The sequence below is a fragment of the Candidatus Electronema sp. TJ genome (assembly GCF_048287355.1).
GTDB lineage: Bacteria > Desulfobacterota > Desulfobulbia > Desulfobulbales > Desulfobulbaceae > Electronema.
The window spans coordinates 1-18,562 of sequence record NZ_JBLWEP010000035.1 but is presented as its reverse complement, the minus strand read 5'-3'; the positions used below and the strand labels follow the sequence as shown (position 1 = coordinate 18,562).

Genomic DNA, 18,562 nt, shown 5'->3' with positions numbered 1-18,562 from the left:
GGCGGCCGCACCGTCGGCGCAGGGGTCATCGTCAAAATTCTTGAGTAACGAGCGGGCAAGCAAGAGGAATTCATGATCTCCACAGATAAGATACGCATCAGGCTCAAAGGCTACGACTACAAGCTGCTTGACCAGTCCACTTCGGAAATCGTCGAGACAGCGCGGCGCACCGGTGCGACCGTGGCCGGCCCGATTCCGCTGCCGACCAGCATCAACAAATACACTGTGCTGCGTTCGCCGCACTGCGACAAGAAGTCGCGTGAGCAGTTTGAAATGCGGACGCACCGCCGTCTGCTCGACATACTGGAGCCGACCCAGCAGACTATTGACTCGCTCATGAAGCTGCAATTGTCAGCAGGTGTTGATGTGGAGATCAAGCTGCCCTGAGGCAGCCTGATTTGGTGGCTGGGAGGAAGCCGGAGGGCTGGTTCCGCCTTTTGAACAGAGTTCACGTTACAGGTTAAGCAAATGCCGAATACAAATGGAATACTGGGACGGAAACTGGGCATGACCAGAGTCTATAACGAGTTTGGCCAAGCCAGCCCCGTCACCGTCATCGAAGCCGGTCCCTGCTTCGTGCTGCAGCGGAAGACCGTCGGCAAAGAAGGGTACAACGCCATTCAGGTGGGCTTCCGCGAGAAAAAAGCCTCCCGGATGATCAAGCCGGAGGCTGGTCACTTCAAAAAATCTGGAGGAACCGGCTATTATCATGTCCGCGAGTTCCGGGTGGAGAACGCTAAAGCCTACGAGCTGGGCCAGCAGATCAGCGTCAGCGAGCTGTTTAAGGTTGGCGACAAGATTGATGTCACCGGACAGAGCAAGGGCCGGGGCTTCCAAGGCGTGATCAAACGGCACGGCTTCGGCGGCGGCCGCGAGACACATGGTTCGGATTTTCAGCGCCAGCCGGGTGCCATCGGCAGCAGCGCGTACCCCAGCCGGGTCATCAAAGGCAAAAAGCTGCCGGGGCACATGGGCACGGACCGGAAGACCATCAAGAATCTCACCGTGGTTGACATTCGTCCTGAGGAGAACATCCTGCTGGTGAAAGGCGCGGTTCCTGGTGCGAAAAACGGCTTGCTCAGCATTTACACCAAGGCATAGCCTGCCTTGCAAGGGAGAGGACTCATGGCAGTTTGTGATGTGATGAACACCTCGGCGCAGAAGGTCGCGGAGATAGAACTGAGCGACAGCCTGTTCGCTGTTCCGGTGAATACAGGAATCCTGCATGAAGTGGTCTGCATGCAGCGGGCCTGCAAGCGCAGCGGCAACGCGGCGACCAAGACCAGAGGCATGGTCAGCGGCGGCGGCATCAAGCCGTGGAAGCAGAAAGGCACAGGCCGGGCCAGAGCAGGCAGCAGCCGCTCGTCGGTCTGGTGCGGCGGCGGCACGGCCTTCGGCCCGCAGCCACGGGACTACAGCTACTCCATGCCGAAAAAAGTCCGGCGGCTGGCATTACGCATGGCGATTTCCGCCCGCATGGCCGAGGGCAACTTGGTCATTCTCGACCAGTTCGAGATGAATGCGCCCAAGACCAAGGAATTTGTCGCGGTGATGAAGAATTTCGCCTTTGACAACTGCCTGCTGGTTGCGGAGAAAGAAAATGCCAACCTCCTGCTGTCGGCCCGCAACGCGGTCGGCTATCAGATCATGCCGGTGGCGGGGCTGAATGTGTATGACATCCTGAAGCATGACAAGCTCATGATCCTCAGGGCAACTCTGGAGCAGCTGGAAGCGAGGCTGATGGTATGAAAAACATTTATGACATCGTCAAAGAGCCGTGCCTGACCGAGAAGTCCAACGCGCTTCAAGAGAAGCAGGGCACATTGACCTTCAGAGTCGCTTCGGCAGCCAATAAGATTGAGATCAGAAAAGCGGTCGAGCAGCTGTTTGATGTCAAGGTCTCTTCTGTGCGGACTGTCGCCATGCGCGGCAAGAAAAAACGGGTCGGGGCAAAATCCGTCGGGCGCACCAGCGACTGGAAAAAAGCCTATATCACCCTGTCGCAGGGGAAAATAAACTATCTTGACGAGCTGTAACATTCCCTTGAGACTGCGGACCGCAGTGCAACGCTTTTACAGATAAACGGAAAGGAAAATGGCAATCAGGACCCATAAACCGACATCACCGGGCAAAAGGCATCATGTGGCCGTGGTGCACCCTGAGCTTTCTGACAAGGCTCCTGAAAAGAGCCTGCTCGCGCCCCTGAAGAGCACCGGCGGTCGCAACGCCTACGGACGGGTCACCGCTTGGCATCGGGGCGGCGGGCATAAGCGCAAATACCGCATCATTGACTGGAAACGGAACAAGACCGGCGTGCCGGCGAAGGTTGCCGCTCTTGAATATGATCCGAACCGCTCCGCCAACATTGCTCTGCTGCATTATCTGGACGGAGAGAAATCCTACATCATCGCGCCGGAAGGCATCAGTGTCGGCGACATGCTGACCGCCGGCTCGGACGCGGACATCAAACCGGGCAACTGTCTGCCGATGAGCAGCATTCCGCTGGGCACGATCATCCACAACGTGGAGATGAAGATCGGCAAGGGTGCGCAGATTGTCCGCTCCGCCGGCTCGGCGGCCCAGCTGATGGCCAAAGAGGGCGAGCATGTGCTGGTCAAGCTGCCTTCTGGAGAGGTGCGCCGTTTCAACAGCCAGTGCCGGGCCTGCATCGGTGCGGTCGGCAACTCCGAGCACAGCAGCGAAAAGCTGGGCAAAGCTGGACGTTCCCGTTGGCTGGGTAAGCGGCCCACCGTGCGCGGCGTAGCCATGAACCCGGTTGATCATCCGATGGGCGGCGGTGAGGGCAAGAGCTCTGGCGGAAGGCATCCATGCTCACCATGGGGCATGCCGACCAAGGGCTACAAAACCCGTCGGCGCAAGAAGACCTCCAGCCGGGACATTGTCACCAAGCGCAAGTAATTTCAGGAGAATACCGACATGGCGCGTTCAGTCAAAAAAGGGCCTTTTGTGGACGATCACCTGATGAAGAAGGTGGCGGGAGCACAAGGGGCGGGAAAGGTTATAAAAACTTGGTCCAGACGGTCGGACATTGTTCCTGAGATGGTGGGCCTGACCTTCGCCGTGCACAACGGCAAGAAGTTCATCCCGGTTTATGTGTCGGAGAACATGGTGGGGCACAAACTGGGTGAGTTCTCGCCGACGAGAACCTACCACGGACATGCGGCGGATAAAAAGGCCAAAGCGAAGAAATAGAACACTATCAGGAGCTAACGATGGAAGCAAGAGCCGTCGCCAAACACATCCGCATCTCCCCGCAGAAAGCGAGACTGGTGGCTGACGTGGTCCGGGGCAAAGATGTGGAGACCGCTGTCACCACCCTCAGATTCATGCCCAAGAAAGCGGCCAGGATACTGCGCAAGGTGCTGCAGTCTGCTGTGGCCAATGCCGAGCAGACCGAAACCATTGATGTGGACACCCTGTATGTGAAGGAAATCCAGATCAACGGCGGGCCGATGCTGAAGAGGTTCCGGCCCCGGGCCATGGGCCGGGCCGGCAGAATACTGAAACGGACCAGCCACATCACTGTGGTCGTCGATGAGGCCTGAACAGGCCGCTCCGTCGGATTTTAGAGATCAACTGCACAGGGAACACGGAGGACACGTTGGGACAAAAAGTCAATCCTGTAGGGCTGCGGCTCAACATCACCAGAACATGGGATTCCATCTGGTATGCTGACAAGGACTACGCCGCCAATCTGCATCAGGATCAGCAGATCCGCAGCTATCTGAAAAAAAAGCTGTATCACGCCGGCGTGTCCCGCATCGTCATCGAGCGGACCGGCGACAAGGTGCGGGTCAAACTGTTCACGGCGCGGCCTGGCATCGTCATCGGCAAGAAAGGTGCCGAGATAGAGAATCTGAAGAAAGACATCGAGCAGAAGTTTGGCCGAGAGTGCATGCTGGACATCCAAGAAGTGCGGCGGCCTGAGGCCGATGCCCAGCTGGTGGCCGAGAACATCACCTCCCAGCTGGAAAAGCGCATCGCCTTCCGCCGGGCGATGAAGAAGGCCATCAGCAGTGCGCTCCGCTTTGGGGTCAAGGGCATCAAAATTTCCTGCTCTGGACGTCTCGGCGGGGCGGAGATGTCTAGAACTGAGTGGTTCAAAGAGGGCCGGGTGCCCCTGCACACGCTGCGGGCGGACATTGACTACGGTATGGCGGAGGCCAGCACCACCTACGGCCAGATCGGGGTGAAAGTCTGGATATTCAAAGGCGAAGTGCTGACAGGCGACGTGCCTGTCGAGCAGTAATGTGCCGTGCGGACGGCAGGTGTTGAAATATGTTAAGTCCACGCAAAGTAAAGCACAGGAAGCAGCATAAAGGCAGGATGCGGGGCGAAGCCCAGCGCGGCTCCCAGCTCGCCTTTGGCGACTACGCCCTGAAGGCGGAGGGCTGTGGGCGCATGACTTCGCAGCAGATTGAGGCAGCCCGTATCGCCATCAACCGCAAAGTGAAGCGCGGCGGCCAGTTGTGGATCAGAGTTTTTCCGGACAAGTCTATCACCAAGAAGCCTGCTGAGACCCGCATGGGCGGAGGCAAGGGAGTGCCGGACCACTGGGCGGCGGTCATCAATCCGGGCCGGATTCTGTATGAGCTGAAAGGAGTGCCGGAAGATGTGGCCAAGGAGGCGTTGCGGCTGGCTTCCTACAAGCTGCCGTTCCCGACCAAGATCATCGCCAGGAGCAGCACAATATGAAGAATCAAGCCAAAGCCAGCGAGCTGCGCAAGATGAGCGGCGAGGAGCTGCGCAAGAAGGAGAAGGAGCTGCGCGAGGAGCTGTTCAAGCTCAGATTTCAGCACGGGGTGCGGCGGCTGGAGAATCCAGCCCGGCTGCGGCAGCTGCGGAAGGATATAGCCAGAGTGCAGACCGTTCTGACCGAACAGGCCTGATGACGGCAGGATACAGCACCGGATCATAGAGAATGAGCGAGAATTCAAGCACCAGAAAAACCCAGTTGGGTTGTGTGAAGAGCAACAGCATGGACAAGACGGTGGTCGTCACGGTCGAGCGGAAAGTCAAACACAAGTTGTACGGCAAGTACATCCGCCGCAGGGTGAGCTACATGGCTCATGACGAGGCTAACGAATGCAAGGTTGGCGACACTGTCCTGATTGAGGAATGCCGTCCTCTGTCCAGGCACAAACGTTGGCTGGTCAGAACCATTGTCCAGCGGGCCGTCTGATTGATATTGACAACGGCTTTTGAGCGCAAGGTGATATAATTATGATTCAGACAGAAAGCAGACTGAATGTCGCTGACAATTCAGGAGCCAAAGAAGTGCTCTGCATCCGGGTGCTGGGCGGCACAGGCCGTCGTTACGCCAGCATCGGCGACGTAATCGTCGTCACCGTCAAGGAGGCTCTGCCTCATGCCAAAGTCAAAAAAGGCGACGTGATGAACGCGGTAGTAGTGCGAACGAAGAAGGAAATCAGTCGCCCTGAAAATACCACGGTCCGTTTTGATGACAACGCGGCAGTGTTGCTCTCTGGCGGCGGCGAGCCGGTAGGGACGCGAATTTTTGGGCCGGTAGCCCGTGAACTGCGGTCGCTCGGTTTTATGAAGATTATATCTCTTGCGCCGGAAGTGCTGTGAGGCGGGGCAGGAAGCGAGGATAGAGAAGATGCGGCAGGGACAGACAAGTTTGCAGAAGAACGATCAGGTGGAAGTTATTGCCGGCAAAGATAAGGGGCGTGTCGGCAAAATCCTCAGAATTGACCGGGAGAACAGCCGGGCCGTGGTCGAGCGGATCAATGTGATCACCAAGCACCAGAAGGCTGTTGGCGCACAGCAGCCGGGCGAGATCGTCAAAAAGGAAGCCCCCATTCACATCTCAAATCTCATGCTTGTCTGCCCGGAGTGCGCGAAGACAGTCCGCACAGGGAAAAAGTTCCTTGAGGATGGCACAAAAGTCCGGGTCTGCAAGAAATGCGGTGCCACCTTGATAAAATCCGGAAAGTGAGCAATCTGCCGGTTACAGGACGACGGAGCAAATAAGAATGGCGACAATGAAGGAACTGTACGAGAACGAGTGCAGACCGCAACTCCAGAAGGCGTTCGGATACAAGAACATGTTTCAGATTCCGAAGCTGGAGAAGATCGTTCTCAACATGGGTCTGGGCGAGGCGGTGCAGAACCCCAAGATCGTCGAGAAGGCGGCGGGCGAGCTGACGATGATCGCAGGCCAGAAGGCTGTGGTCACCCGGGCTAGAAAGTCTATCTCGACCTTCAAGCTGCGTGAGGGGATGCCCATAGGGGCCTGTGTGACCCTGCGCAAGGAACGGATGTACGATTTTTTGTCCAAGCTGATCAACATCGCCCTGCCGCGCGTGCGTGACTTCCGGGGCATCTCCGCCAAGGGCTTTGACGGCAGAGGCAACTTCTCGATGGGCGTGAAGGAGCACATCATCTTCCCTGAGATTGACTATGACAAGATTGACAAGATCAGGGGACTGAACATCACTATCGTCACCACTGCCAAAACGGATGATGAGAGCCGCGCCTTGCTGTCCATACTGGGAATGCCGTTCCGCCAGCAGCAGAAGGCCGATGACGGCAAAGCGGCGGCGTGAGCCGGAACTATTAAAGCGGGAGATTTTCCATGGCAAAAAAATCACTGATCGCCAAGGCGGGACGGAAGCAAAAATTTGAGGTGCGCACCTATAACCGGTGCAAGCTCTGCGGGCGCCCGCGCGGCTATCTGCGCAAGTTCGGCTGCTGTAGACTCTGCTTCCGCAAACTTGCGTCGGAAGGCAAAATCACCGGCGTGACCAAGTCCAGCTGGTAGTCCGCCGGGTGTCAGGCATTAAACGCATATTTCACAGAGGTAATTCGGATGTCGATGAGTGATCCGCTGGCGGATTTTCTGACCAGAATACGAAATGCTGTCCGGGCGAATTTTGACACGGTGGAGATTCCGCAGTCAAAGCTGAAGGTCAGGGTGGCCGAAGTGCTGAAGAACGAGGGCTACATCGCCGGTTATCAGCTTGCCGACCAAGGCGTGCAGGGTGTCATCAGAATCGAGCTGAAGTACGGTCCGAACCGTGAGCAGGTCATCACCGGCATCCGCCGGGTGTCCAAGCCCGGACTGCGCCAGTATAAAAAGAACGATGCCATTCCCAAAGTGATGAGCGGTCTCGGCGTGGGCATACTGACCACGTCCAAGGGAGTGATTTCAGACCGCGAAGCGCGGCGGCTGAACGTCGGCGGTGAGCTGCTCTGTGAAGTATGGTAGCCGTCCGGCCTGAGAGGAGATAAGAAAATGTCGCGAATCGGAAAATCGCCTGTCGAGCTGCCAGGCGGAGTCAAAGTGGAAATTCAGGGCACCCAAATCAAAGTCACCGGTAAAAAGGGGACGCTGGAGCGGAGGCTTCGCCCGGAAATCGATGTCGAGCAGCAGGGCAGCCAATTAGTCTTCAAGCCCAAGGGCGGCGGACGGCAGGTTTCTGCCTACTGGGGGTTGACCCGGACGCTGGTTAACAACATGGTCACCGGCGTGGACAAGGGTTTTGAGAAAGTGCTGGCCGTGGAGGGCGTAGGTTACCGTGCTGCCGTGGAAGGTGCCAAGCTGACCCTCAACGTCGGCTACTCCATTCCGGTGGAGTTCAAGCTGCCGACAGGCATCGCCGCCGCTGTGGACAAAAGCAACAACATCACCATCTCCGGCATAGACAAGGAGCAGGTGGGTCAGACAGCCGCGACCATCAGGGCGATCCGCAAGCCTGAGCCGTACAAAGGCAAGGGCATCCGCTATGCTGGCGAGCATATCGTCCGCAAGGCGGGCAAGTCCGGCGCGAAAGGCGCGAAGAAAAAATAACTCTCCGGCTTTCAGGATAATTCAAGGATGAAGTCATGGCAAAGCAAAGCATCAAGCTGACAGCGCGGAATAAACGGATCAGAAGAATACGCACCAAGATCACCGGCACGCCGGAGCGTCCGAGAATGCGTGTTTTCCGCAGCAACCGGCATATTTACGTGCAGATCATTGACGACACCCAGCATCGGACGCTGATCTCCATGTCCACGGAGGATAAGGAGTTTGAGGCAGCTGATCTGAAAGGCAAGGTGGCTCAGGCGGGCCGGGTGGGCGAGATGGCGGCCAAACGCGCCCTTGCCGCCGGAATCGCCAAGGTGGTGTTCGACCGGGGCGGCAATCTGTATCATGGCCGGGTCAAAGCCCTTGCGGACGGTGCCCGGCAGGGCGGTCTGAATCTGTAATCCACACGGACAAATTCACCAGATCGGAGGTGTTTCTTGGCTGATTTAAAACGTGCCAAAGAAGGCAATCAGGACGAGCTGATCGAAAAGATCGTTTTTATCAACCGCGTCGCCAAAGTTGTCAAGGGCGGTCGCCGTTTCAGCTTCAGTGCCATCGTCGTGGTCGGCGACGGCAAAGGCCGGGTCGGCCAAGGCTTGGGCAAGGCTAATCAGGTGCCGGAGGCGATCCGCAAAGGTGTGGAGCGCGCCCGCAAGGACATGAAGAAAATTGCCATGACCGACGTGTCCATTCCCCATTATGTGGACGGCAAGTTTAAGTCTGGCAAGGTGATGCTGCGGCCTGCTTCTGACGGCACCGGAGTCATCGCGGGCGGCCCTGTCCGCGCCGTGCTGGAGGCCGCCGGGGTGCAGAACATCCTCACCAAATGCCAAGGCTCCAACAATCCGCACAACATGGTCAAGGCGACGATGGACGGCCTGAGAAGGCTGCGTACTGTCGAGGAGATCGCCCGTCTGCGCGGGCTGGCTGCGGACGGGATGGTGGCCTGATCGGCAATCATAACCACGAGATTGAATCATGAGCGACACTGTGACAATAACCCAAGTCAAGAGCGGTATAGGCAGCACGGAGAAAATCCGCGCTACGCTGACCGGTCTGGGGCTGAAGATGCAGAAAACGGTCACCAGAAAGGACACTCCTGAGATCAGAGGTATGATACGGAAAGTGCAGCATCTGGTGCGGGTGGAGGAAAAACAATGCTGAAGCTGAACAATCTTTCGCCGACTGAAGGCTCCCGCAAACAGCGGAAGCGGATCGGACGCGGCCAAGGCACAGGACACGGCAAAACTGCGGGCAAAGGCCACAAAGGTGCCAAGGCACGCACCGGCTTTTCGATGAAGGCAGGTTTCGAGGGTGGACAGATGCCGCTGCACCGCCGTCTGCCCAAGATTGGTTTCACCAACAAATTCAAAAAAGAATATCTGATCATCAGCCTGTCGGATTTGGACCGTTTTGAGGCAGGCGCGGTGGTCAACCGCGAAGCCCTGCTCGCAGCTGGTCTGATCGGCGGCAAAGACAGCAGGCTACTTAAAGTGCTTGCCAATGGCGAGATTAGCAAAGCCGTGACTGTTGAGGCGGATAAAGTCAGCCAAGGTGCCAAGGAAAAAATCCTTGCTGCCGGAGGCGCAGTCAAGGAGTAGTCTATGAGCGGACTTGCTAGCGCAGCACATATTCCTGAGCTTCGCAAAAGGGCTGTTTTCACCCTTTTAATGCTGTTGGTGTACCGGATGGGGGTGCAGATACCTACGCCCGGCATCAACGGCGAGGCATTGGCTGCGTTTTTCGAGCAAAACGCTAAAACGTTGTTTGGCATGTTCAACATGTTTTCCGGCGGCGCACTGGAGAACTTCTCCATATTTGCTCTTGGCATCATGCCATACATCTCCGCTTCAATTATCATCCAGCTGCTGACGGTGGTTATTCCGCAGTTGGAAAGTTTGAAGAAGGAGGGGGCCGTCGGACAGCGAAAGATCACCACCTACACCCGCTTCGGCACGGTGGCATTGGCTTTGGTGCAGGGGCTGTTCATCGCTACGGGGTTGGAGAACATGTCCGCGCCGTCTGGTGGTGCGCCGATCGTCCTGCATCCGGGCTGGGATTTCAAGCTGCTGACTGTGCTGACACTGACCTCCGGCACAGCCTTCATCATGTGGCTGGGCGAACAGATGACTGAGCGCGGCATCGGCAACGGCATCTCTATGATCATTTATGCGGGCATCATCGCCAGAATGCCTGCGGCAGTGGGCAATTCGATCCAGATCATTCAGTCCGGCCAAATTCCGTTCATACTCGTGCCGCTGCTGCTGGCGATGATGTTTGGCGTGGTTGCGTTAGTGGTTTATTTTGAGACAGCTCAGCGTAAAATTCCTATCCAATACGCCAAGCGGGTTGTGGGCAGGCGGGTATATGGCGGACAATCGTCGCATCTGCCGTTGAAGATTAATATCGCCGGTGTTATCCCGCCGATTTTTGCCTCATCCATCATGATGTTTCCGGCCACCATCGGCAATTTTATCCAAATTGACTGGGTGCAGCGGGCATCGGCGGCTATGTCTCCGGGAACAATATATTACTACCTGCTTGATGTCGGCATGATCATCTTTTTCTGCTTCTTTTATACGGCGGTGACGTTCAACCCCGATGAGGTGGCGGAAAATCTGAAAAAGAATGGCGGTTTCATTCCTGGCATTCGGCCTGGCAAAAAATCAGCGGAGTTTATTGATAAGGTTCTGATTCGTTTGACCGTGGTCGGCTCCATCTATCTGGCCGCTGTCTGCGTGCTGCCGACCGTGCTGATTCACCGCTTCAGCATTCCGTTCTATTTCGGCGGCACAGCTTTGCTGATTGTGGTTGGCGTGGCCATTGACACCATATCCAAGGTGCAGTCCCATCTCGTCATGCGCAACTACGAAGGCTTCATGAAAAGCGCAAAACTGAAAGGGCGTTGATTGGGCGGCGAAAAAGAAATCACCGTCAAAAGTCCAGCCGAAATTGAGATCATGCGCCAGGCGAACCGGATCGCCGCCAGCGTGTTGCAAATGCTGGAGGAACGGATCGTTCCCGGAACCACCACCATGCAGATGGACCGTTGGGCGGAGGAGTGCTGCCGGGATCACGGCGCGTCTCCGGCCTTTCGCGGCTACCGGGGTTTTCCCGGCAACCTCTGCGTCTCGGTCAACGAGGTGGTAGTGCATGGCATCGCCTCCAAGAAAGTCAAAGTGGCTGAAGGCGACATAATCTCCCTTGATTTTGGTGCCTTGTACAAAGGCTATTACGGTGATTCAGCGATCACTGTGCCGGTAGGCAGTATTTCCGACAAGCACCGCCAGCTGCTGGAAGTCACCCGTCAGGCTCTGGAGCTGGGCATACGCCAAGTGCAGGTCGGCAATAGAATTTCCGACATCTCCAAAGCGATTCAGACCCATGCCGAGCGGCATGGGTATTCGGTGGTGCGGGACTTTGTTGGTCACGGCATCGGCAGAGGGCTGCACGAGGGTCCGGAAGTGCCTAATTATGTCCAGCGGGACAAGCCTTCGCCAAGGATTGTCGAAGGCATGGTGCTGGCCATCGAGCCGATGGTCAATGCCGGAACATACAAGGTCAAGGTGCTGAAGGACGGCTGGACTGTGGTCACGGCGGACCGCAGGCTCTCCGCCCATTTCGAGCATTCAGTGGCGGCGACGGCGGCTGGGCCGCTGGTCCTGAGCAGGCGGGAAGGTGAGAAGACTGCGGTCTGATCTTGCTTTTTCCGTGTGCAACTATTACAGTGGACGGAAAAAATATGGCGAAAGAAGAAGCCATTGAAGTCGAAGGAACGATCATTGAGCCGTTGCCCAATGCGATGTTCCGGGTGGAGCTGGAAAACGGGCACAAAGTGCTGGCCCATATCTCCGGCAAGATGCGGATGCACTATATTAAAATTCTTCCCGGCGACCGGGTGACGGTGGAGCTTTCTCCTTACGACCTGACCAGAGGGCGGGTGACATTCCGCTCCAAAGGAACTCCCGGGAAGGGCAAATGACACAGAGAAGGAATGCGCGATCATGAAAGTGCGATCATCTGTCAAAAAAATATGCAGTGACTGCAAGATTCTCAAACGCAAGGGCGTTGTCCGGGTCACCTGCAAGAACGCGAAACACAAGCAGCGGCAGGGATAATCTCTCAGGCGGCAACAGCGACGAAAAGGAGCAGAGCTTTGGCACGTATAGCAGGCGTGGATTTGCCACGGAACAAGCACATGGACAGGGCGCTCACCTATATTTACGGCATCGGTCTCACGACCGCCCGGCAAATTCTGGACAAAGCGGACCTGCCCTATCAGATGAACTCTGACGACCTGAGCGCCGACGATGTGAACCGCATCAGGCTGATCATCGAGGCCGAGCATGTCGTGGAAGGCGACAAGCGGCGCGAGGTGGCGATGGACATCAAGCGGCTGATTGATCTCGGCACCTACCGGGGCCGCCGCCACCGCCAGGGGCTGCCCTGCCGGGGCCAGCGGACCAAGACCAACGCCAGAACCCGCAAGGGTCCCAGACGCTGAACAGCGGACTTGACACGATAAGCAAAAGACACGTCCGCAGCAGGCGGAAGTGCTGACACGGAGCAGAAATGGCAAAGGAGAAAAAGGCAGCTGACCGGGGCAAAGCGAAAACCCCGCGTCGTGAACGGAAAAATGTGCAGGAAGGAATAGTTTTCATCTATTCGACCTTCAACAACACCGTGGTGACAGTCGCCGACAAACTGGGCAATGTTCTTTCTTGGTCCAGCGCAGGAGTTATTGGTTTCAAGGGATCGCGCAAATCGACACCTTTCGCGGCTCAGAACGCTCTGAGCGACGCAGTGGCCAAGGCCAAAGAGCATGGCCTGCGCAAAGTGGAGGTCCGGGTGAAAGGGCCGGGGCCGGGCCGCGAATCCGCTCTGCGCGCCTTAAGCGGAACCGATCTGGAGATCAGCCGGATTGTTGATGTCACTCCGGTGCCGCACAACGGCTGCAAGCCGCCCAAGTGCCGCCGGGTTTGATCGCAGTTGTGATGTTTTTTTGTACGGTCGCTGCCAGCTCAGAGCTGACCGCAGCGTAAAACCGTTACCGATTTTATTTTTGAAGAGGAAAAATACGTGGCCAGATATACCGGAGCTTCCTGTAGGATGTGCAGGCGTGAGAACCTGAAACTGTATCTGAAAGGCGAACGCTGTCATTCTGACAAGTGCTCATTTGAACGCCGGGCTTTTGCGCCGGGCCAGCACGGACAGAACCAATTCCGCAAGTCTTCTGATTACGCCGTGCAGCTGCGCGAGAAGCAGAAGGTCAAGCACATGTACGGCATGCTGGAAGACCAGTTCCGCAGATATTTCCATGAGGCTGACCGGGCCAAGGGCGTGACTGGCTACAATCTGCTGGCCATGCTGGAGTGCCGTCTGGACAATGCGGTGTACCGCCTCGGCTTCGCCAGCTCCAGAGATCAGGCCCGCCAGCTCATCCGCCACAATCATTTTCAGGTCGGCGGCAAGAAAGTTGACATCCCATCGTTCCAAGTGAAGGCTGGCGACATGATCTCCCTCAAGGAGAAAAGCCGCAAGAACACCATGATTCAGGAAAACTTGAACGGTGCGGCCCGCCGGGGCATTCCGGCGTGGCTGGAGCTGGACAAGGTTAATTTCCAAGGAAAGGTGATGAGAGCACCGGTTCGGGATGAGATCACCATGCCGATCAACGAGCATCTCATTGTCGAGCTGTACTCCAAGTAAATCAAGGGCAGGTGGGCTGGATGACACAGGAAATCCGGGATGACAATCCCTTTTACAAGAACTGGCATAACTTGGTTATGCCGGAACGGCTGGAAGTCGCCAAAAGCACCCACTCCTCCAGATACGGCAAATTTGTCTGCCAGCCGCTGGAGCGGGGCTTCGCGGCGACCATCGGCAATTCCCTGCGCAGAATCCTGCTGTCCTCGATCCGGGGCGCGGCCATCACCTCGGTGAAAATCGAAGGGGCGCAGCATGAGTTCACCACCATCGAAGGGGTGCATGAGGATGTGGCCGACATCATTCTCAACCTCAAGCAGGTGCGGCCCAAGCTGAACTCCGCCGAGCCTCGGATCGTCTTCATCAAGAAAGACGGCCCCGGCGTGGTCACAGCGAAAGATATAGACGGCAGCTCCGGCGTGGAGATCATGAACCCGGACCAGCACATCTGCACGGTGACCGGCGAGAACGCCTCTTTCCTCGCCGAGCTGGAAATCCAGTGGGGCAAGGGCTATGTCCCGGCGGAATGGAACAAAAAGGAGAATCAGCCCATCGGCGTGATCTCTCTTGACGCGGCCTTTTCGCCAGTGCGCCGGATGCAGTACGTGGTCAGTCAAGCCCGCGTCGGCCAGCACACCGACTACGACCGCCTGACCATGGAAATCGAGACGGACGGTTCGGTGCAGCCGGAGAATGCGCTTGCCTACGCGGCCAAAATTCTCAAGGAGCAGATGACGGTCTTCATCAACTTCAACGAGCAGGAAGCCGACCTTCCTGAGCGGATGAAGGGTGACGGCGGCGGCGGCGGCTTCCCGGCCTTCTTGGATAAGAATGTCGAGGATCTGGAGCTGTCGGTCCGTTCGGCCAACTGCCTGAAGAACGCCGACATCCAATATATCGGCCAGCTGGTGCAGAAGACCGATGCCGAGATGCTGAAGACCAAGAACTTTGGCCGCAAGTCGCTCAATGAGATCAAGGCACTGCTCTCGCAGCACAACCTGACGCTCAACATGAACCTTGAGGGCTGGATTCCGCCTGACCAGCGCGAGCGCGAGCGCAGCTACGACGAAGAGTGAGCCGCACCAGCCGCTCTTGACCCATTTGCTTTTCCGACAGACAAGGACAGAAGAATGAGACATAGAAACGCAGGCCGCAAGCTGAACAGAGACAGCGCCCACCGGCTGGCCATGCTCCGCAACATGGTGACTTCCCTGCTTGAGCACGAGCGCATCGTCACCACCCTGCCCAAGGCCAAAGAGCTGCGCCGGGTTGCTGAGAAGATGATCACCCTTGGCAAGCGCGGCGATCTTCACGCCCGCCGTCAGGCAGCTTCTTACGTGCGCTCCAAGGCTCTTGTGACCAAGCTCTTCAACGATCTGGCTCCGCAGTACGCCAATCGTCAGGGCGGCTACACCCGCATCATCCGCACCGGCGTGCGTCCCGGTGACGCTGCGTCCATGGCCTTGATCGAACTGGTGAACTACGAGGCCCCCGCGCCTGCCGCGCCGCAGGCTGAAGAACAGAGCGGAGCCGAGGCGTAAGCTGAGTTTTTTCCGCTGAACAAATTCAGGCCGGTCCGATGTGTTCATCTGACCGGCCTTTTTCTTGCCATGTCCGCAGAATCCGTCCTTCCTCAGTCCGCTTGGCCGGAGCTGGGCGCGGAGCCGTTCCGTTTCCGCTGCCATGCCGAAGTGAGCTGCTTCTTGTCCTGCTGCCGTCAAGTCGAGCTGCGGCTTTTCCCCTACGACATCCTCCGCCTGAAAGAAAATCTTGGGCTGAGTTCCGCCGAATTTCTTCAGGAGCACACCCGGCTCGGTGCAGGAGCGCACCCGTTCTTTCCGGCGGTCTTCCTCAACATGCGCGAAGACGGCGGGCACGCCTGCCCCTTTCTCACGGAGCAGGGCTGCTCAGTGTACAAAGACCGGCCCTCGGCCTGCCGCACCTATCCGCTGGAACGGGCGGTTGAAAAGACGGCGGACGGCAGTCTGCGCAGCCGCTGGTTCCTCACCGGGCACCCGTACTGCAAAGGGCATTTCGAGGAGCATGTGCAGACCGTCAAGCAGTGGGAGCGCGAGCAGCGGCTGCATGAGCACAATCTGTTCAACGACCTCTGGGCCGAGGTGGACATCTTCTTTGCCAGCAATCCGTGGCAGGGCGAAGGAGCTGCCGGGCCGCTTCAGCAGCTTGCCTTCATGGTCTGCTGCAACATTGACGCATTCCGCGACTACGTGCGCCAGCACAACCTGCTGGCCGGGTTCCGTCTGGAGCGCGACCGCCGCCGCCGGATCGAGCAGGACGACAGCGAGCTGCTCAAGTTCGGCTTTGACTGGCTGCTGCATGTGCTGGGCGACCGGCGCACCTTGATGCCGCGCTGATCTTTTCTGCGCTGTCCTGCTGCGCACAGATTAACTGCTTGAATGGTTCTGCACAGCCCGCTTACCCTTCCTTGCGCTGCGCAAAATTCAGCCGACGAGCCGGTCGTATTCCGCGTGGCTGCCGATCCAAATCCACTGAATGCCGTCGGGAACATCAATGCCGAGGGCGCGATACTGCCGTCCCACCCGCACTGACCACAACTCTTCAATGCGCTTGAAATGCAGGGACGGATGACGGGGATCATCCTTCAGCAGCTCGAAATTTTTGTCGGCCAGCTCTTGAACAGCTGCGGGCAGCTTCCCGTACGCCTCCCAGAAATCCGAAGAAGCGCAATATCTCACAGCTCGCGGGCCGTGCCTTGCGCATATTCCGCCCGCGCCTTCGCAATCAGCTTGCTGAATTTGCCTGCCTTGCAGTCCGAGGCGATCTGCTCGTCCCAGCAGCTGTTCTCAAATTCATGAAACCACTTCCGCAGGCTGGCGAACTCGCTTGGCGGCAGGCTGCGGATGCGGGCTTCGATGGCTTCCACTTCACTCATGGCGGCTCCTCTTGTTTTTTTGTTTCTTGATCTCTTCTTGTTGTAGCATGTTTCCTTGGAAGAGGAAAGGCGCGGCTTGAATTGAGCCGGAGCAAGGGCGTTTCGCGAAACGCCCCTACCTCCCCGCCATCTTTCTCTTCAAGTCGTCGTAGTTTTCTTGTCCCATCTTGATGTACGGATGCCCGGCAGGGAGCTTCGCCTTGAGGATGGACAGGCTGCGCTGATACAGAGGCTCGGCTTCTGCGTATTTGCCCTGCGCATGATACAGCAAGGCCAGATTGTTCAGGGCTGCCGCCACGTGCGGGTGATCCTTGCCAAGAACTTTTTCCACTATCTCCAGAGCACGTTTATACAGCGGCTCCGCGTCCTCGTAGCGGCCCTGCGCACGATACAGTTCGGCCAAATTGTTCAGGGTGGCTGCAACATCGGGATGGTCTTTGCCAAGAACTTTTTCCACTATCTCCAGAGCACGTTTATACAGCGGCTCCGCGTCCTCGTAGCGGACCTGCGCACGGTACAGCCCAGCCAGATTGTTCAGGGTGGTTGCAACCGAGGGATGATCTTTGCCAAGGCTCTTTTCTGAAATCGCCAGATCACGTTTATACAGCGGCTCCGCGTCCTCGTAGCGGCCTTGCGATTCATACAGCCCAGCCAGATTGTTCAGGGTGGTTGCAACATCGGGATGGTCTTTGCCAAGGCTCTTTTCTTTAATCTCCAGCGACCGCTTGTACAGCGGCTCCGCGTCCTCGTAGCGGCCCTGCGAGTAATACAGCCCAGCCAGATTGTTCAGGGATGCTGCCACATCGGGATGGTTTTTGCCCAGATTCTTTTCGTCGATTGCCAGCGAACGCTTGAACAATGGCTCGGCTGTCTTGTAATCGCCTTGGTATTGATGAAGAGTAGCTAATCTGTCGAGAACAAGAGCAAGCTCTTTATCCTCCTTGCCCTCCTTCTCCCGAATCTTCAGCAGCCGCTCAAACCATTCTTGGGCATGACTATAGTCAGCAAGGGTGAGAGCCATCTTCCCGGCAGCCAGCAAATAGTCCGGGTTGTCCTCTTCAAGGGCCGCAGCCTTTTTGTACTGGCGCATGGCCTTGGCGTAATCAATGCGGCCTTCGGCAAGCTGCCCGCCTTGGTAGTTGGCAAGGGCAACGGCCTTGCCCTCCTTGTCCGCCACCTCGTCGAAGAGCTGCTCCGCCGCTGCGGCATCGCCTTGCTCAAGACTTTTCTTGGCCTCGGCAATCCGCGCATCGGGTAATTGCCCTTTGAAATCGTCTAATGCCTTGTTCGCAGCCTTGCGCCGGGCTATTTCTTCCTCATAGCTCTTCTGTATATTGGCAAGCTGTCCCTCTACTGCCTTTAACTGGACTTCCAGCAGTTGAAGCTTCTCCTCATCGCCAAACGCAGCGCGTATCTCTTTGAGAAGAAGGTCTCTGTCCTTTTGCTTCTCTGCTGCATACTGTTCTTCGCTCAGGCCGATATATTGTTTTCTGACGACAATATCCCCGTCCGCCGTGATCACATCGCCGCTTATCGTTATCTGTCCTTGTCCAGCAGCGGTTATATTGACCGCAGGCTTTCCGCCAGGATCAATTTCCTGCTTGCTCTCCTTCCAAGCCAGCGCGCCATTGGCGGCCACATCCAGCAGGGTGATGAAAACCGGCAGCGCAATGCCGGGATTGTCCTTGTTCCAGTACACAATCCCGCTCATCACCAGCAGGGCAAGAAGATGAATCAGCTTGCCCGCGTCAGAACGGGGCGTTCCGCGCCGGAAGGCCCTGATCAGCGCGAAGAGAAGCAGCAGCCCGAAGCCCGCCAGAACCAGCGGGTGCCGCAGATGCTCAATCCAGACGCTCACCTCGTTCATTGCCCGTTCCTCCTCGTCTTTTGCGCAGGCCGATTCCTGCCGCATCCGCCTATTATTCTCCAAACGCGCCAATCTTTCAAAAAAAATGCGGCAGCTACCCGCTGCGGCCTCCCTGCGCTCCTTGCGCAGGAGCTTTGCAACGTGCAAAAGCAGCTTCTGCATGTTCAAAAGGAGCTTTCGGACGAGCAAATGCTCTGTTCAGACGTTTAAAAGCTGCATTCAAACATCTGCATGGAGCTTT

General features: G+C 57.2%; 34 protein-coding genes. 31 read left to right on the top strand and 3 right to left on the bottom strand.

Features of this window, described 5'->3' with window-relative positions:
* The first annotated feature begins 75 nt into the window (after positions 1-75).
* From rpsJ to ACNKID_RS04265, 31 genes are all read left to right on the top strand, one after another.
* Positions 76-387, top strand: a complete 312-nt coding sequence (gene rpsJ, locus ACNKID_RS04415; RefSeq protein WP_417909381.1) for a 30S ribosomal protein S10 — start codon at positions 76-78, stop codon at positions 385-387.
* An 81-nt stretch (positions 388-468) separates the two neighbouring features.
* On the top strand, positions 469-1,101 hold the full coding sequence (gene rplC, locus ACNKID_RS04410; protein ID WP_417912224.1) for a 50S ribosomal protein L3: 633 nt from the start codon (positions 469-471) through the stop codon (positions 1,099-1,101).
* 24 nt (positions 1,102-1,125) lie between these two features.
* Positions 1,126-1,749: a 50S ribosomal protein L4 gene (gene rplD, locus ACNKID_RS04405; protein ID WP_417912223.1), complete on the top strand. Its 624-nt coding sequence runs from the start codon at positions 1,126-1,128 to the stop codon at positions 1,747-1,749.
* Entirely contained in the window at positions 1,746-2,036 is a 291-nt protein-coding gene (locus tag ACNKID_RS04400) for a 50S ribosomal protein L23 (protein ID WP_417912222.1), read from the top strand. Before rplD ends, ACNKID_RS04400 begins: the two co-directional genes overlap by 4 nt.
* Positions 2,037-2,094: 58 nt before the next feature.
* Positions 2,095-2,919, top strand: a complete 825-nt coding sequence (gene rplB / locus ACNKID_RS04395) for a 50S ribosomal protein L2 (RefSeq protein ID WP_417912221.1) — start codon at positions 2,095-2,097, stop codon at positions 2,917-2,919.
* Between the two features lie 18 nt (positions 2,920-2,937).
* Positions 2,938-3,213 carry a 30S ribosomal protein S19 gene (gene rpsS, locus ACNKID_RS04390; RefSeq protein ID WP_417912220.1) on the top strand — a complete coding sequence of 92 codons (276 nt, stop codon included), beginning with the start codon at positions 2,938-2,940 and terminating at the stop codon, positions 3,211-3,213.
* 20 nt (positions 3,214-3,233) lie between these two features.
* Entirely contained in the window at positions 3,234-3,566 is a 333-nt protein-coding gene (gene rplV / locus ACNKID_RS04385) for a 50S ribosomal protein L22 (protein WP_417912219.1), read from the top strand.
* Between the two features lie 56 nt (positions 3,567-3,622).
* Complete coding sequence (gene rpsC / locus ACNKID_RS04380; protein WP_417912218.1) at positions 3,623-4,270, top strand: 30S ribosomal protein S3; 648 nt, start codon at positions 3,623-3,625, stop codon at positions 4,268-4,270.
* 29 nt (positions 4,271-4,299) lie between these two features.
* Positions 4,300-4,716: a 50S ribosomal protein L16 gene (gene rplP / locus ACNKID_RS04375; RefSeq protein WP_417912217.1), complete on the top strand. Its 417-nt coding sequence runs from the start codon at positions 4,300-4,302 to the stop codon at positions 4,714-4,716.
* Positions 4,713-4,910 carry a 50S ribosomal protein L29 gene (gene rpmC, locus ACNKID_RS04370; protein WP_417912216.1) on the top strand — a complete coding sequence of 66 codons (198 nt, stop codon included), beginning with the start codon at positions 4,713-4,715 and terminating at the stop codon, positions 4,908-4,910. Before rplP ends, rpmC begins: the two co-directional genes overlap by 4 nt.
* 32 nt (positions 4,911-4,942) lie before the next feature.
* Entirely contained in the window at positions 4,943-5,203 is a 261-nt protein-coding gene (gene rpsQ / locus ACNKID_RS04365; protein WP_417912215.1) for a 30S ribosomal protein S17, read from the top strand.
* 41 nt (positions 5,204-5,244) lie between these two features.
* Complete coding sequence (gene rplN / locus ACNKID_RS04360) at positions 5,245-5,613, top strand: 50S ribosomal protein L14 (RefSeq protein WP_417912214.1); 369 nt, start codon at positions 5,245-5,247, stop codon at positions 5,611-5,613.
* Between the two features lie 28 nt (positions 5,614-5,641).
* Positions 5,642-5,980 (top strand): 50S ribosomal protein L24, encoded by a 339-nt coding sequence (gene rplX, locus ACNKID_RS04355; protein ID WP_417912213.1) that lies wholly within the window; start codon positions 5,642-5,644, stop codon positions 5,978-5,980.
* 37 nt (positions 5,981-6,017) lie between these two features.
* Positions 6,018-6,590 carry a 50S ribosomal protein L5 gene (gene rplE / locus ACNKID_RS04350; RefSeq protein ID WP_417912212.1) on the top strand — a complete coding sequence of 191 codons (573 nt, stop codon included), beginning with the start codon at positions 6,018-6,020 and terminating at the stop codon, positions 6,588-6,590.
* 29 nt (positions 6,591-6,619) lie between these two features.
* The gene (locus ACNKID_RS04345; protein ID WP_417912211.1) at positions 6,620-6,805 is read left to right on the top strand and encodes a type Z 30S ribosomal protein S14; all 186 of its coding nucleotides are present in this window, start codon (positions 6,620-6,622) and stop codon (positions 6,803-6,805) included.
* 48 nt (positions 6,806-6,853) lie between these two features.
* Positions 6,854-7,252 (top strand): 30S ribosomal protein S8, encoded by a 399-nt coding sequence (rpsH, locus tag ACNKID_RS04340; RefSeq protein WP_417912210.1) that lies wholly within the window; start codon positions 6,854-6,856, stop codon positions 7,250-7,252.
* Positions 7,253-7,279: 27 nt separating this feature from the next.
* Positions 7,280-7,834 carry a 50S ribosomal protein L6 gene (rplF, locus tag ACNKID_RS04335; RefSeq protein ID WP_417912209.1) on the top strand — a complete coding sequence of 185 codons (555 nt, stop codon included), beginning with the start codon at positions 7,280-7,282 and terminating at the stop codon, positions 7,832-7,834.
* 35 nt (positions 7,835-7,869) lie between these two features.
* A complete protein-coding gene (rplR, locus tag ACNKID_RS04330; RefSeq protein ID WP_417912208.1) occupies positions 7,870-8,235 on the top strand; it encodes a 50S ribosomal protein L18 in 366 nt (121 codons plus the stop codon).
* Positions 8,236-8,271: 36 nt separating this feature from the next.
* A complete protein-coding gene (gene rpsE / locus ACNKID_RS04325; RefSeq protein WP_417912207.1) occupies positions 8,272-8,784 on the top strand; it encodes a 30S ribosomal protein S5 in 513 nt (170 codons plus the stop codon).
* 28 nt (positions 8,785-8,812) lie between these two features.
* Positions 8,813-8,998, top strand: a complete 186-nt coding sequence (gene rpmD / locus ACNKID_RS04320) for a 50S ribosomal protein L30 (protein WP_417912206.1) — start codon at positions 8,813-8,815, stop codon at positions 8,996-8,998.
* Positions 8,995-9,435: a 50S ribosomal protein L15 gene (rplO, locus tag ACNKID_RS04315; protein WP_417912225.1), complete on the top strand. Its 441-nt coding sequence runs from the start codon at positions 8,995-8,997 to the stop codon at positions 9,433-9,435. The genes rpmD and rplO overlap by 4 nt, the downstream gene beginning before the upstream one ends.
* Positions 9,436-9,438: 3 nt before the next feature.
* Positions 9,439-10,743: a preprotein translocase subunit SecY gene (gene secY / locus ACNKID_RS04310; protein WP_417912205.1), complete on the top strand. Its 1,305-nt coding sequence runs from the start codon at positions 9,439-9,441 to the stop codon at positions 10,741-10,743.
* Positions 10,744-11,532 carry a type I methionyl aminopeptidase gene (map, locus tag ACNKID_RS04305; RefSeq protein ID WP_417912204.1) on the top strand — a complete coding sequence of 263 codons (789 nt, stop codon included), beginning with the start codon at positions 10,744-10,746 and terminating at the stop codon, positions 11,530-11,532.
* A 44-nt stretch (positions 11,533-11,576) separates the two neighbouring features.
* Positions 11,577-11,816 (top strand): translation initiation factor IF-1, encoded by a 240-nt coding sequence (gene infA / locus ACNKID_RS04300; protein WP_417912203.1) that lies wholly within the window; start codon positions 11,577-11,579, stop codon positions 11,814-11,816.
* 22 nt (positions 11,817-11,838) lie between these two features.
* Positions 11,839-11,952 carry a 50S ribosomal protein L36 gene (gene rpmJ / locus ACNKID_RS04295; protein ID WP_417912202.1) on the top strand — a complete coding sequence of 38 codons (114 nt, stop codon included), beginning with the start codon at positions 11,839-11,841 and terminating at the stop codon, positions 11,950-11,952.
* A gap of 38 nt (positions 11,953-11,990) precedes the next feature.
* Complete coding sequence (rpsM, locus tag ACNKID_RS04290; RefSeq protein ID WP_417912201.1) at positions 11,991-12,338, top strand: 30S ribosomal protein S13; 348 nt, start codon at positions 11,991-11,993, stop codon at positions 12,336-12,338.
* A 68-nt stretch (positions 12,339-12,406) separates the two neighbouring features.
* Positions 12,407-12,817: a 30S ribosomal protein S11 gene (rpsK, locus tag ACNKID_RS04285; RefSeq protein WP_417912200.1), complete on the top strand. Its 411-nt coding sequence runs from the start codon at positions 12,407-12,409 to the stop codon at positions 12,815-12,817.
* A gap of 96 nt (positions 12,818-12,913) precedes the next feature.
* Positions 12,914-13,543 carry a 30S ribosomal protein S4 gene (gene rpsD / locus ACNKID_RS04280; RefSeq protein WP_417912199.1) on the top strand — a complete coding sequence of 210 codons (630 nt, stop codon included), beginning with the start codon at positions 12,914-12,916 and terminating at the stop codon, positions 13,541-13,543.
* Positions 13,544-13,563: 20 nt separating this feature from the next.
* Positions 13,564-14,616 carry a DNA-directed RNA polymerase subunit alpha gene (locus ACNKID_RS04275; protein ID WP_417912198.1) on the top strand — a complete coding sequence of 351 codons (1,053 nt, stop codon included), beginning with the start codon at positions 13,564-13,566 and terminating at the stop codon, positions 14,614-14,616.
* A gap of 54 nt (positions 14,617-14,670) precedes the next feature.
* Positions 14,671-15,081 carry a 50S ribosomal protein L17 gene (gene rplQ, locus ACNKID_RS04270; RefSeq protein WP_417912197.1) on the top strand — a complete coding sequence of 137 codons (411 nt, stop codon included), beginning with the start codon at positions 14,671-14,673 and terminating at the stop codon, positions 15,079-15,081.
* A gap of 69 nt (positions 15,082-15,150) precedes the next feature.
* Positions 15,151-15,915, top strand: a complete 765-nt coding sequence (locus tag ACNKID_RS04265; RefSeq protein ID WP_417912196.1) for a YkgJ family cysteine cluster protein — start codon at positions 15,151-15,153, stop codon at positions 15,913-15,915.
* Between the two features lie 87 nt (positions 15,916-16,002).
* Here the strand turns inward: ACNKID_RS04265 and ACNKID_RS04260 are convergent, their stop codons facing one another.
* From ACNKID_RS04260 to ACNKID_RS04250, 3 genes are all read right to left on the bottom strand, one after another.
* Positions 16,003-16,257, bottom strand: a complete 255-nt coding sequence (locus tag ACNKID_RS04260) for a type II toxin-antitoxin system RelE family toxin (RefSeq protein WP_417912195.1) — start codon at positions 16,255-16,257, stop codon at positions 16,003-16,005.
* Complete coding sequence (locus tag ACNKID_RS04255; RefSeq protein ID WP_417912194.1) at positions 16,254-16,454, bottom strand: hypothetical protein; 201 nt, start codon at positions 16,452-16,454, stop codon at positions 16,254-16,256. Before ACNKID_RS04255 ends, ACNKID_RS04260 begins: the two co-directional genes overlap by 4 nt.
* A 115-nt stretch (positions 16,455-16,569) precedes the next feature.
* Positions 16,570-18,366: a tetratricopeptide repeat protein gene (locus ACNKID_RS04250; protein WP_417912193.1), complete on the bottom strand. Its 1,797-nt coding sequence runs from the start codon at positions 18,364-18,366 to the stop codon at positions 16,570-16,572.
* Positions 18,367-18,562: the final 196 nt, after the last annotated feature.